Below are 14,857 nucleotides of genomic sequence, written 5' to 3'. Positions count from 1 at the left end.
ATTTTTGACAGCGGCACAAAAGCGTAGAATCATTTTATTTTTACGAATTATTAAATATTAAATTATTATTTATACAAAAAAATAAATGCTTCAAAGAGAATCAAAGAATGATTTTTCATCAAAAAAACCTCCAAAAGTAATTTGGAGGTTTTGATAATTGATATTTGAAAGGGATTATTTCTTGATAAATTTCTCTTGGTAAACTGCTTTTTCTGTAACCACTTTTAGGATATAATCTCCTTTTTGAAGTTGAGATACATTCATCTGTCCGTTTACGATTTTAGAATTCACAACTTTCCCGGAACTATCGAAGATGAAAACTTCAAGAACTTTATCCGATGTTTTAACATTCAAAATTTCTGTTGTCGGATTTGGATAGATGCTCAATTCCAATTTCTTAACATCCGCTGTGGCAGCCAAAGAAGACGAGATCACGGTCAAAGTTTTCTCCACCACTTTTCCATTGGAATTAAAACTGATGACCAGATTTGCCGTTCCTGCACTCTGAGGTGTCAAAACCAACTCATCATCCGCATTCACCTCAGCTGAGATCGCTGTAGAATTGCTATTTGATTTAATAGATTTTACAATAGCTGAAGACAAATTATCCGCATCGGAAACAACCGTTTTCAGATCGATCTTCGTCACACCACTCAAAGTCGTTTCTGTTGGGAAACTAGAAGCCACGACTGGCAAAGTATTGTCTGGGAATACCGTGACAGCTGGGAACCAATAATAATCATTTAAGATCTTTGTATTTAGCAAAGCTCCAGTGTTGTCATAGGTATGGATCCAATTTTTTTGGTAATGCGCGCCGTAACCGCTTTCTGTTGTGTTCAAAATCAATCTGTCAGAAACAGGATCTACTCTCAAAGCTGCACCGTAAGGGATTTGCTTGTAAGTGCCTTCCTGTCCTGGGATTGTGATGAAATTATCAACAAGCGTTTTTGACGTCACATCAAATTTGATGATTTTCGCACCTGACGTGAATGCATTCACCGAGTTCATCCAATACAATGCATTCTGTTGACTGCTGTAAGTAAAACTTCCCGCGTTCCAAGCGCCCCAAGAACCGAGATATTGGGTCGATGTGGAAAGTGCAAATTCCGTAGTTGCGAAAGTTTTTGGGTCGATGTTGATCAATTTTTGATTTTGAATGGCCCAAACACTTCCATCCTTTGCCTGAACAACCGAATGATAAGCGCCAGAAATGGTCTTGATCACAGTATTTGTTTTTGGGTCGATGATCAAGATTCCCGCAGATTGCTTCACTGCATAAACATATTGCGAGGTTCTGACCATATTTCCAATCTGTCCTGCGTACTGACTTCCACCGCCAGTTCCCGTGATCAAAGTGCCAACTTGTAGATTTTCGATGTCAAAAGTGTAGATTCCGTTGGATGCTCCAATGTAACCTAATTTGTCCGTCACACCTACGAAAGAACGGCCGTCTCCTCCACCGATGTTATCGAAACTTGCAATTTTTTCCATTGTGGTGGCATTCGCGATTACCAATCTTCCGCCTGGCGTATATTGTGTATCACCGCCATCTGCTGCTTGTTTTGAGATGAAATAGAATTTGTCTCCATAGATTGTTCCAAACTGAGTCGTCGCACCGAAAGCCTGATTGTTATTCTTTTCGCTGTAAACTCTGTAATAGATTTGGTCATTTTCTCCTACGAAATTCACGGAACCGTTGGTGTGACCGAACCATTCTTCATTCACCATAAAGTAACCTTTGGTAAAATCTGCCTGCGCAGAATAAGCTGAAACCGGCGTCAAAGTGGAAGAGATGTCGTAGCTTTCCATATTCGGATTGAAATTCCAGACATCCCAAGAACCGTTCACCAATTGTCTACTGCTCGCTCCTAAACCTGAATATCCGAAATCTGAATCCGTCGGGTCTTTTACCCAATAAGACCAATATCCCGTGTACCAAGCAGAACCCCAATGGTCATCGGCACCTTTTGCGGTATAATCATCAAAATCATAGGATGTCGTATTGATAATGCCATCCACAGGATACAGTGGATAAGTGGTGTTCCCACTTTTATATAGCGCATTGGTGTCGTTCCCGTCCAGGTCAAAACCTAAACCGCCGACTGCGCTTCCGAATTGTGTTCCTTGATAAAGCAATGTAAAAAATCGCTTGTCAGTTTTAGCAATCGCTTTCAGCATATCTTCGCCGGTCGCCGTTCCGTTCCATCGGAAGCCCCAAACTAGAGCGTCTGGATTCTTAGAATCGTTCCACTGAACCACGAAAGCCGCTTCGTTGGTTCCCGTTCCTACCCAATAGACGATGTCATCGAAATTGAAATCGGCTTTTTTGGATTGTTTTTTAATTGAGTTTCCCTTGATGTCATTTCTGGGAACACTTTGTACTGTGACCTGCGCATTGGTAAAAAATGCAAAGAACAACAGCCAAGTCAAAAGATAAAACTTTTTCATTTTTAATTGATTTAAAGAATTTTTATTGTTAATGATTATTTTAAATGTAAATCGTAAGCGCCAGCCACTTCGGTAGAAACTTCACCCAGCCAACCCGCTTCCTGATTGATTCCGGTATAGACTTTCACGAAATCGATTCCGGGAAGTTTGACATAATTGCCGTTCTTGTCGACTGCCCAAGAGATATCGATGTTGGAAGCTTCATCGGTATTCGGCGCATTGTCAGCGTATCCGAAGGCGTAAGATTTCCCGACCCAATAAGTTCCCGTTCCACTTTGGTCGTAGTAATTGTTGGCGAGTTTGGTTCCTGTAAATTGATAAGAAGCATCCGTAATCCACAATGGATAATAGCTTTGGATATGGAAAACATTTTTAGTTTTATAACCAGTATTTCCCAGATTATCTGTCCATTTGATATATTCTACGTCGTTTTCCCAATATTCATTTCCGGGAACTGGCGGTTTGGATTCGTTGGGTTTGAAATAATTGATGTTGTAATTTTTGACCGTTGTATTTTTGAAATATTCACTTCCTGCAATCTCGTACCACTCGGCTTCATCGGGTCTTCCGTTTTTATTTTTGTCATAGGCGACCATTATGATTCCAGGTTCGCAAGAGCCAGCACGTTCGTCTTGAGACAAATCGCCCCAAAAAGCATTTCCTAAGATTTTAAAATCCCGGCCATTCATATTTGGGATTGTATGGTCGAATCCGAAAGTGACATAACCGCCAAATCCGCCCAACGTAATCATCGAGGAGTTGGAACCGACCAAAGATTGTTTCGCTTTCTGAATCATATTTTCAGTCGTATTTCCAGCCACGTATTCCGGAATTTCATTAATGAATTGACCAACGGCTGGACGGAAATCGAAGACGTTTGAAATGTATTTGCTATAAGCAGAACTTTCTTTATTAACAATGATTTTTGAAGTGTAGGTCGTGGTTGTTCCGTTCGCTTCGACTTTCAAAGTCAAAGGATAGGTTTTGGCGAATGGACTGATGAAATCCAAAGCTGAATTTTCTGAAAGCAAAGAATCATTGACACTCCAAGTCAGTTTTGAAGTTCCTGAAACGTCTGGAGCGATGTTCAAGACTTTGAAGCGGTCGATGGTGTAGGAATCTTTGAGAACTTCTGCTGGAGCAATGACCTCATCCTGTTCTTCACGGTCACTTTTGCAGGCAATCATTCCAATGGTGAGGAATGAAAGCAATGTGAATTTTATAAATTTATGTTTCATTTTTATTGATTTAATATTATTCAGAGTGTTTTTGTTTTTATGTCGACTGTTGGTTTTATGTTGAAATCCGCAGCCCGACTTGAACGGAAATCCTTTTTTGCGTGGTCATCGGGTTCAACTAAACTGAAAACGTCTGCAAAAAAGATTGGGAGTGGAAGGCGGAAATAGCTGCCCAAATAATATTTATTCATATCTATTATTTATAAAGAAAAACAAAGTGCGCCGGGATGTTGCCGCCTTCGGTTTTCCATTTGAATTTTCCATTTTTGTCGAAGCAATAGACGAATCCTGTGGAAACATAATTCCGCGCATCGGTCATATAAATGTCTTCTGTGATTGGGTTCACGGCGATTCCGTAAGGTGTTTTGATGTCGTCCACATATTCCTGGTCGATGATTTTGTTAGAGATGATCTGCTCCGTTTTCACATCGATGATGCCGAAAGATTTGGTGTAGGCGTGCGTGTTGTAGTTGAACTCGTTGCCGTAATAAAAGAGTTTGCCGTTCACAATCGTCATCTCACTGACCGCAATTTTGAAGTCCTTTTTGACCGCTCCCGTTGCTGCATCCACCAAAAATAAACTGGACGGAACGTTGTAATAATCGCCTCTGGAACTCACGTACAAATCGCCATCGTCATCCTTTGCAATGTGATGAAGGTTGATTGCGACATCGATTTTTTTGATTTCGGTAAAAGTGTTCAAATCAACTACTGAAACGGTTCTGTCATAATTTGGGAAACGGTAACCGCCGGAGTTGGCGACGTAGAGATTGTTGTCGATGATTTGCATTTCTTCGGGTTGATAACCGACCACAACTTCACGTTTTATGGAAAGCGAAATCGTGTCAATTTCAGCGACTTTTCCGAGTGGTGCGTTGGGATTTAGAACGACAGGTCCGGCGTAGCTCGAAGCGTAAACTTTCCCATTTTTGAAAGTCACATATCTGCAATTCTCCAGGTTGATGGTTTTGATTCGTCTGGCCGTTTTTGCATCCAGAACTTCTATTTTGTTGGACACATTGATGACTGCGTACATTTTGCTGCCGTAGATTTTGATGTCGTTCCCAACGTCTCCAAGTTCCTTCACCACATCCGGATTGATGTCCGCGTAGATATTCCGGTGGTAAGTTCCGGTTGTGTAATCGAAGAAATCCAAGGTAGCTTTGTTGCTTCCCATATTGCCTTCGTTCAAAAGATAAAAACCTTTGATAGCCGTATTTTCCGGCGTCGCAAGACCTTCTTCAATTTCCGGGCGAACGATTATTTCATCTGTTCGGCAGGACATCAGGCAAAGTAGAATGAGCAGAAAAAAGTTTATTTTTTTCATAATGTAAAGCTTAAAATGAGTTTGAAATTCCGGCCTGGCATTGGGTAATTCAGCACCACATCATAATATTGATTGAAGATATTATTGACCTCGAAGCTGGCTTTGAACTGGTGATTTTTCCAATTCATCTTTTTTTGGATTGATAAATCGTGCGTGTACCAAGGCTGGATGTAATTGTACTGGATGTTGTTCTGCTGACCGTCGTAACGCTCGCCGACGTACATAAAACTGTAATTGAAACTCCAATCTTCGTAATCCGACATTAGAGAAAAAGTTCCGGAGTGCCACGGCGTGTACGGGATTTGGTCACCAAAATAAGTTTCGTTTCTGTCGGAAAAATCTCTGGCTCTTTGGAACGTGTAACTCAACAATGGTTTCAGTTTGACATTGCCGACGAGCAAATCAGCTTGAACATTGACATCGGTTCCGATAATTTCCACTTCGCCGAGATTCAGCATCATCCAGCGGAACATATTTCCGGTTGGCGCGGCGATGATTTTGTTTTCAACTTTGTTAAAATAGCCATCGACCTTCGCATAGAAACTTTGAAAAAACTGATTATTAAAAGACTTCTGGTACGTAAATCCAAGATTGTACTGATTGGTAAATTCCGGCTCAAGGAAAGCATTTCCAATCATCGTGTAATACAAATCGTTAAAAGTCGGCATTCTGAAAATCCGTTTGTAGAAGGCTCTTACCGTAAAATCATTGGAATCAAAAGGCTGATAGCTGAGGAAAGCGGCGGGCGTCCACTCGGTTTTGTCTGGCGATTTGGCATTCTTTTCCACATCTTCGTGGACAAAAGTTCCCAACACACTTCCAAGAAATTTTAGTTTTTTCCATTGGTAAGTCGTGGCAAAAGCGAGCAAAGAAGTGTACCGCGTAGGATAAGAAAAGTTGACCAAATCCGCATCCAGATTGTTATACTGAAAGTCAAAACTGGCGCTGACATCCCAATTCTGGGTTACATTATAAATATTAGATGAAGACAAATAAATCTCTCTCTGGATGTACTTATTCTGGATTTTGATGGATGAAACTGTATCGATGTAATGCGTGTAATCGTAAGCGAATTTGGCTTTGAACTGCGTCTCTAATTTCGGAAACAACTTCTTTCTGAAATTGGCCTGAACGAAATAATTCTCGTCCACCAACCTTTGTCCACGCCCATCAAAACGGTTGTTGACAATTGCTGCCGGAATGCCGCGGTCAGACAAATAGCCGTAACCGCGAACGTTCCAGCTTCCGTTATTCAGGGTTCCGTGAAAGCTGGTTTCGAAACGTTTGGCTTTGATATCGGAATCGAAACGCTTCGCAATCGTGTCGTAAGCAATGGCTCCATCTGGATATTTTTTGCGGTAACGAAATCTATAAATCCCGTCACTCTGCAGAAACTCAGAACTAAAACTTGCTGACACCTTATCCGAAATCTTCTGTTCCAATCGGATAGAAGGATTGAACAAATCGATGGAACTGTTCTTGAGTCTCAGAACGAGATTTGTTTTTTTATTAAATTTAAAACTAGGTGTTTTTGGCTGAAGATAAATCGAACCCGATGAACCGAAATCCTTCGCAGGCTGGAAAATTTCAGATTTTTGTCCGTTGTAAAGTGAGATTTCCTCGATGTCATCCAAAGAAAATCTTCCTAAATCGACGACACCATTTTGCGCATTTCCCAATTGGATTCCGTCATAGAAAACGCCGACGTGCTGACTTCCCATACTTCGGATATTGATGGTTTTGAGTCCGCCAATCCCGCCGTAATCTTTGATTTGAACACCTGAAAAATACCTCAGCGCATCGGCAACCGATTGGCTATTGAGTCTTTCCAACTGTTCGCCGGAAAGTGTCTGTGCCGGTAAAATCTCTTTGAAATTCTTTTTGTAGACATCAACTTTGAGAATTTCAGTTTCAACAGAATCTTTTTTGGATTGGGAAAAACAGAAAGATGAGGCTGTTACAAATATTGCAACAACAGTTTTGAAAAACCGAGAAGTAAATCGTGTCACCATTAGCTCAAATCGAATAATGATGACGCCAATGGAGGTAAGAAAGCAAGGATAAGGCGCAGTTTGTGCTGCACAAAATCATTGTTGACTAAGCTTTATTCCACGAAAGCGTCAAATATTAAAACATTCTGGCAGGTCTTCTGACTTACTTCATTTTTGAAATCCTTCCCATCTTGCGACAGTGGATATAATTTCCAAAAACCTTTGTGTGAAGCTTACAGCAGCGGGTCTGCTCCGGATTTTCACCGGATTCCCTATTAAGCGCTTTTTACGGCTCACCAGATTGGCGCAAAGATATATAAAATAGGTTTATAAAGCACCGCTCTCTTTTTGTTTGGTTAAAATTTAACTTAATTACTAATTCTCAATAACTTACAACTTCAAATCATTAAAATCAAAAGGAACCACAGAATAATCTGCAGTTCCTTTTTTTATTAATATAGAGAGAAAAATACGTCTCTCCTATTTCCAATAGTTCCAAACCGTGCCGTCAAAGACAGCCAAACTTCGGCTTGTGGTATCGTAACACATCATTCCTGGATAAGGATTCAGCACATTCAAATGTGGATTCGCAACCCAAGGCAAAACCATTGCTTTGTTGGCAGCTTCCAAGACCAAAACACCTTTTGCGGCACTCGTGGCCGAACCAATGATGGTTCCCTGATTTGGGACGATTTCATCAGAGGTATTTGGGGTGATTTTTGCTTCGCTGCCAGGGTCGCTCAGGTTGACCCAAGTCTGGTTTTGATACATTTTGACGCGGTCATCACTTCTATCAAAAAGAAAAGTGCCGTTGTTTACCGCTGGAGTCGCTGTAGTGATTGCGTTATTTACATTCTCTACGCCAGACAGGATAATACCTTTTTTGTTTGTTGTGGCATTATCAAACTCCAGGAGAACACTGGCATTGGTAATCGTACTTTTGCCAATTGCAACCTGCGCGTTGACATTAGTCATAATTAAGCTCAAAACCGCTGTGAATATTATGTTTTTCATTTGTTTAATTATTTTGATTAATTACTAGCCGTGTTACAACTTCTCTCGAGACATTTCCAGTTGATGCCATTGAAAAGTTTCACACAAGCATCCTGAATATCATAAACCAACATTCCCGCAAATGGTGAAGCGATGGAATCTGTAGCCTGCGGTACAAAACTTACGTGCGCAACTCTCGTGATCACAAGGCCTTTCTCTTTGGATTCCAGAACGATGTGACCATTCGGGATATTCTCTGGCCAATTTGCCTGTTTCTGCTGAACTGAGATTCCTACTCTCGTGATTTCTCCTGTTCCTGCAGCAGGAGGTTGTGTACAATAACATCCTCCAATAGCTCCGTTTTGTGAATCGCCAACCGTTTGTCCTGTTGCATTGCTGTAGCCAGTTGGCAGTGTCGTGAACTGTGGCAATCCGATGTTTGCTCCACCTGTGCTCACACAAGTTGTACAAATATTCTGAGTGACACTTGTGCTTCCTCCATTTACAGTTCCTCCGGCTTGTAACAATTGTGTGGATAAGATATTTGCGCCACCTTCCAAAGCATCGGAACAACCATCTGCATCGGAATCCAAGTCTAGTCTGTTTGGAATCCCATCCATATCAGAATCACACTCAAGATACATAATGACCTCATAAGTAGGATTTGCAAATCTGGTAGTGGTAGAGAAACCGAATCTTTTGGCTCCAAAATTCATATTGGCAAACCTCCAGTTTCCAAACGCAGTAACACTTGTTTGCTCAGGTTTAAGACTTCTTAATGTTTTCACAGAAGCTGTTTCAGTTACACTCCAATCTGCAGTAGCACCTTGATTTTCAAATCCTGTTAAATTAAAAGGAATCACCGTGGAACCATCGTAAAGGTGAATGGTCTTACTATCTTGCCCGTAATATTCATTATTTTGTGCCATTAATATGAATGCACTTAGTTTTCCGCTTACGTTCCAAATGGAAGGTGCTTCACCATCTTTCGTCCAAAAGGCGTCAATTGACGGATGCACAGAAGCATTTTGTAAAGTAATAATCAAAGCTCCAGAATTTGCAGGATAGCCGAATTTAGCACTCAAATCTCTGGTAACTGTTTGATTCTTAACACCCAATGCCAGATTAAAATCCGAAGGGACAATTCTAAGTGCACCTCCTGTTCCGTTGCCCAAAAACTGCAGTGCTTTTGCATACATATCTTCGACTGTATTGCTACATTCTACGGTGTCCAGGATCCCATCATTATCATCATCTACATCCTGACCATCTGGAATGCCGTCCCCATCAGAGTCAAGACAATCGTTGACACCTAAATTCTGAGAATCACCAATGCTTTGTCCGGTGGTTGCAACCGTTGGAACTCCAAGTGTTGTCGCTGTATTTCCAACCGTATTTCCAAGATTTTGATTTGGCGTTTGGGTAGAAAGAGGTCCCGTAGTCACTGTCACCAAGCTAGATGCTGTGATAGGATTTCCTCCTTCGAGTGCATCAGTACAGCCATCGCCATCCGTATCAGCACTACAAATACCTGGTTTTGGATATTCACTTGGAATATAAGTTGAAGGTAATGTAAAATTAAACTCTCCAATAAAATCTGTAGTTGCAATTGCTCCTGCAACTGTTGTCTGGATTTTATAATACTTATATTTTGCTGCATTTTGAGCAACTGTGAATGTTGCACCTGTGCCAGTGTTGATATTGACGCCACCAGCCGTATTACTCAACTGAACAAAATCTAAATTGTTATTTGATCCAAAAAGCTGAGCTCTTGCTGCTGCTGTACTGGAAATATTATCCGTAAGCGTCAAGGTAGCTAATTCTACAGGATCATTGAATGTAATTGTGAATAGATTACTTCCCGAAACATTGGTCGCTGCTGTAACTGCTGTCGTAAAGTTAAATCCTGCAGCTGTTGAAGTTTCAGTAACTCCATTATATAACAAATTGAAGTTGTCTGTTGTAGGAAATTGTGAAGTGATCCCGGTGATCATACTTTTCACTTCTGCAGCTGTGTAGAAACAAGCAGGTGATTCTACAGCATCTAAGATCCCATCATTATCATCATCCAAATCCTGAAGATCCGGAATACCATCACCATCTGTATCTAAACAATCATTAACCGCAGCATTTTGAGAACTACCAATCGTTTGTCCTGCTCCAGCAATGGTTGGAATACCCAATGTTACCGGTGTGCTGCCAACAGTATTTCCAAGATTTCTATTAGTTGTTTGAGTAGAAATAGGACCAGTCGCAGTGACTAACTGAGAATTGATATATGGTCCACCACCTTCAACTGCATCTGGACAGCCATCATTATCACTGTCTAAATCTAGATGATTAGGAATTCCATCGCCATCTGTGTCTGTACCACAAACGAAACCAATTGTAGGACCTTCTGAAAGATCATTCCATGTAAATCCTGTAAGTGTCGTTACTGTTCCTTCATTAGCTGCAGTATTTGGATTGATTTTAACCAAACTTCCACTGTTACTTCCTATTAAATCACCGTTTGCTCTAAAAAATAACTGGGATGAAGTTACATTTGAAGCAGTACCTACCAATATCCAAGAAGACGATGGTGCAGGAGCTCCTGAATAGATTGCAGTCAAATCCAACTTGTACAAACTACCAGATGAGATGATGTACGCTACACCTAAAGGACTGATTGCAAGATCTCCAAGATCTGCACCCACTGCAGATTCTGCAATTCGTGTAACACTACTCGCAGTTCCCGCAGCATCGAACGTAATTCTATACAGACCTTCGTTTGCAGTACCATCCGTATCGTCATAGATATAATAATCACCATTGTACATGGCCCCACCACCAGAAGAAGTCCCCAAAGTTGACAGAAAAGTAGCAGTACTAATCGTAGAAATTGTTTGTGTTGTAAAATCATAAGCCGAAATAGCTCCTTGTGCAGCACCATTTGTAAAGATAACTCTCCTTCTTGCAGTATCTGTAGCTAAATGATTTGCTCCTGCGCCACTTAAAATATTAGTAGCAATCAAAACAGGTGTGTTATCAACTCCGGTAAAGCCGTACAAATCTGATTGAGTACCAGAGGTTGCCTGAATTCCGAAACCAGTATAATTGAAGATTGCACCTCCTCCACATTCAGCAGCGTCGGTAATGCCATCATTATCATCATCCAAATCGTAGATGTCAGCAATCCCGTCATTATCACTATCTAGACAAACCTTCACATTTGCATTTTGAGAAAAGCCAAATCCTTGACCTGCACCTGCAACCGTTGGAATCCCTGTAGTTGTATTAACTGCAGTTCCAAAATTCTGATTTGGTGTTTGTGTTGCAATAGTTCCAGAAGCTGTCGTCAACTGAGCAGCAGTGAAATTGCCAGTACCTTCCAATGCATCTACACAACCATCATTGTCAGAGTCCAAATCCAAGTGATTAGGAATTCCATCGCCATCAGTGTCAACACCACAAATGCCTGGTTTTGGATTAGCAGACGGATTGTAAACTACATTCGTAGAAATCACAGAAGCTATTTCCTGAATAGCAGCAGTACCCGTTGTCCCAGAAGTTGTGTTTGTTGCATTGGTTCCAGTGTACCTAATTTGATAATACAGATAAGGCGTGGTAGAAGTGTTGTTAAAAGTAACAGTTGCAGGAGAAAGACTTACAGCATTAGTTGCAGTCGTCAACAACGTGTAATTAACACCATCCGTTGATCCAAATAATCTTCCAAAAGCTGTTGTGCTTATTCCATTTATACTTTGTGATACTGTCATAGTAGCTAAAGCAACTGGCGTTGGATACTGAATCGTAAAAATAGGTGCACCGCTAACAAGTGCCTGACCCGCAACAAAATTAAACGGATTGGTATCGTTAGTATTCGTATTAAACAAAGTTGTAATATTTGTTCCAGCTTGCGGATCACCTGCTGCTCCGTTTAATGGAGATATCACAGAAACAATTTGATTAGCTTCGACAATATTGTAGAAACAGCCTGGGGATTCTATTGCATCTAAAATCCCATCGTTATCATCATCTAGATCTGCATAATCCGGAATATTATCACCATCACTATCAAAACAATCGTTTATGTTTGTGTTTTGCGACTGTCCAATGCCCTGACCGGTACCTGCAATAGTTGGCACACCATAACTGGCTGATCCTGCGGTATTATTCACCGTATTACCAAGATTCTGAATCACAGGTTGATTGTAAGATCCACTGGTTGCTCCAGAGTTCCCACCTGGCATCGAAGAATTGACAAGATTACCCACACCAATAGTTGTGGAAGCACCTTCAATAGCGTCTGAACAGCCATCGTTATCAGAATCCAGATCTAAAGAATTCCTAATTCCATCGCCATCTGTATCACAAAATGAAGCGTTGATGGAGATATCATCCAAGCCCCAATCATCCGGACCGCTTACCATTCTAAAGGTTAGCGCAGCAGTGTTGGGTCCTGTGTAAGGAATATTAATTGTAAACGGTGTGGAAAATGTGAAACCATTGACTCCCGTTGTACCAAAAGTTGTAAAATTACTTGTAGCTCCATTTGCCATCTCAATAGAGATGTTGGAAGTATTTCTGAGTGTACCATTTCTAAGCGTAGCATAGACTGTTCCGTTTAAAAGTATCTCTAAAGCAGAAGTTGTGCCTGCAAGATGTGCATTATCCTGAGAACCAACCCTTAAGTTCAGAGCAACAATTCCGTTTTCTGCATAACTAAGATTGGTAACGGATTGAAATATTGTGGCTCCTGCAGGACTATCATTTTCATTTATCGCTGTTTGCCCGTTCGCAGCACTATAGATCCAACCTGTACCTGTTGTGGACCATCCAGTGATGTTTCCTGCAAAGGTTCCATTGGTAATATTATTAACGGGAGGACACTCAACGGTATCCAAAATCCCGTCATTGTCATCATCCAAATCCTGTGTATTCACAATTCCATCGCCATCAGAGTCAATATCAACAATGAAGGTGGCGTTTGCTGTTCTACATAACCCGGGATTGGTATTATCACAAATTGTGTAATCAAAACTATAAGTTCCGTACCCTACCGTATTTGCAATATTGACTGTTCCATTTGGATTGAGTGTAAATCCTGCGGGCAGAGATGGTGCAGATATCGTCACGTTAGATGCGGCAGCTCCACCATTATAAGTATCATTTGCCAGTAAAGAAACTGGTGAGGTTGCATTTCTTACAACACCGAAAACGTCGTTCGTTGCAACAACGCTTGCTTCCGCTGCTGAAAAACCAATATCAAAAGCATCCCCGGAATCATTTCCTGAACCCCAGAAACCAGTTGTATTGGTATTGGAATCTGCACCATCCAGGTAAAGATCAAAACTTACTTTCGTAATATTGGTACCAATGATTCTCACAGAACCACTTGCATTATCAAAAGAACTATTGAAATTATTGGCAATCGAAACGCCACCATTTAGTCCAAAAGTTGTAGAACCAGACAATCTTTGTAAAGTGATACCAGTATTAGGTGTAGATTGTGATAAGTTCAAATCCAAATTGGTAGCATAATAAATAGTACCGCCAGAGTTCCCTCCCAATCCTGATACGTGAATGATTGGATTGGTCGTAGCACGGTTGAATACAACTTCCATACGCCCAACATACACTCTGGTTCTCAGATTAAACGTGTTTCCAATCGCTCGGGTAAAATTCCTTATTCCTAGAACATAATTATTGGTAATACTGATTCCAGTACCATTTGCAGAATTTGTACTTGTAAAATTTGCGTTTGCAGGACTTCCATTCCAGTTTCCTGTAGTGAAAAGAGCTTCAGCTGCAGTCCCAGAATGTCCCATCAAAATACTTCCTGGTGGCGCAGCAACTGCAGGAGCATCATATTGCTGATCTACAAAGCTGATTGTTGCAGACAGCGGTGTTGCATCGTACAGAGCAAAAACATTGCCTGTGGTATTTTGAACAAAATTAATAGTTGTACTTACAACAGGTCCATTGCCTGCTGGGTTGTTGTCACCCGTGACTTTAGCAAACTCAAGGGTGGTCTGTCCGAAGACATTGATTGACAGCAGAAAAGCCATACATATAAAATGGAATTTCCGCCATATCGAAATGGGTAATAGTTTAGTCATTGTTTTTATTATATAAATATTAGTATTACAAACATTTGCCCCGAATTAATCTATAACTCAGGAAAATGTTTTGTTACCGAAATCTATATAACAGCAGGCGGCGGCCTTACAAAGAGTAATGCGAATTGATAATTTGAAAAAACAGAATCCGAATACGAGAACGATCTCGACTCAATATCAATGATGGGCTGACTAAAATCAAAGAGAAGTAATACAACCTCACCATTTTCTATTTTATGATTAGAAGAACCAAGAACAGCTAACTTCGTTCTGGAAAATCTGGAAAAACTAATCTCAGATGGACTAGTTCCAGAAAATTTGTAACTATTGACGTATTTTTTTTCCTTAATCTGACCTTCCAGCTTCTTCTCCTGCTTTTTTACAGTAAGCAGTTTCTTGGGAGGTGATGCTTTTTTAGTGTTTGACTTTACAGGAGCCGATTCTACCTTTACAATCGTAAAATTTGGCTTATCCACCGTAACTATCGTCGTACCAGAGGATATATAGATATTCCCTTGCGGCTGCACCTGATCCTGATGATCGGTGGATAGAGAATCTAAAACAACAGATTCATTATTTCCGTTAATGACGTTTGCAGATAGTAGATGAACCAGGCACAAAAAGAAAATCCCAAACACTTTTCTTAAACTAAGAAAGACATTTGGTTGAACGGTATTCAAAAATTCTTTTTTCTCCTTCATTCCTGCACCTGATAAGAGTAATGTGGTGTAATAAAATTTTAATAAAACAAGCTCCAAA

General features: G+C 40.6%; 7 protein-coding genes and 1 riboswitch. All 7 genes read right to left on the bottom strand.

Features of this window, described 5'->3' with window-relative positions; translation table 11 throughout:
* Positions 1 to 174: 174 nt before the first annotated feature.
* The 7 genes from PQ459_08935 to PQ459_08905 all read right to left on the bottom strand — a co-directional run bounded on the left by PQ459_08935 (position 175) and on the right by PQ459_08905 (position 14,799).
* Positions 175 to 2,448, bottom strand: coding sequence for a DUF5074 domain-containing protein (locus PQ459_08935; GenBank protein WDF48590.1), 2,274 nt, complete (start codon positions 2,446 to 2,448; stop codon positions 175 to 177).
* A 35-nt stretch (positions 2,449 to 2,483) separates the two neighbouring features.
* Positions 2,484 to 3,686: a cell surface protein gene (locus PQ459_08930; protein WDF48589.1), complete on the bottom strand. Its 1,203-nt coding sequence runs from the start codon at positions 3,684 to 3,686 to the stop codon at positions 2,484 to 2,486.
* A gap of 196 nt (positions 3,687 to 3,882) precedes the next feature.
* Complete coding sequence (locus tag PQ459_08925) at positions 3,883 to 5,013, bottom strand: YncE family protein (GenBank protein ID WDF48588.1); 1,131 nt, start codon at positions 5,011 to 5,013, stop codon at positions 3,883 to 3,885.
* Positions 5,010 to 7,025, bottom strand: coding sequence for a TonB-dependent receptor (locus PQ459_08920; GenBank protein WDF48587.1), 2,016 nt, complete (start codon positions 7,023 to 7,025; stop codon positions 5,010 to 5,012). The genes PQ459_08925 and PQ459_08920 overlap by 4 nt, the downstream gene beginning before the upstream one ends.
* Before the next feature lie 109 nt (positions 7,026 to 7,134).
* Positions 7,135 to 7,320, bottom strand: a riboswitch (cobalamin riboswitch).
* 164 nt (positions 7,321 to 7,484) lie between these two features.
* On the bottom strand, positions 7,485 to 8,018 hold the full coding sequence (locus PQ459_08915) for a hypothetical protein (protein ID WDF48586.1): 534 nt from the start codon (positions 8,016 to 8,018) through the stop codon (positions 7,485 to 7,487).
* A gap of 17 nt (positions 8,019 to 8,035) precedes the next feature.
* Positions 8,036 to 14,098, bottom strand: a complete 6,063-nt coding sequence (locus PQ459_08910; GenBank protein WDF48585.1) for a thrombospondin type 3 repeat-containing protein — start codon at positions 14,096 to 14,098, stop codon at positions 8,036 to 8,038.
* Positions 14,099 to 14,181: 83 nt separating this feature from the next.
* Entirely contained in the window at positions 14,182 to 14,799 is a 618-nt protein-coding gene (locus PQ459_08905; GenBank protein ID WDF48584.1) for a hypothetical protein, read from the bottom strand.
* Positions 14,800 to 14,857 lie beyond the last annotated feature (58 nt).

Source organism: Chryseobacterium sp. KACC 21268, from assembly GCA_028736075.1.
Taxonomy (GTDB): Bacteria; Bacteroidota; Bacteroidia; order Flavobacteriales; family Weeksellaceae; genus Epilithonimonas.
Note: the sequence above shows the minus strand (reverse complement) of the source record. Positions and strands in the feature narration are given on the sequence as shown.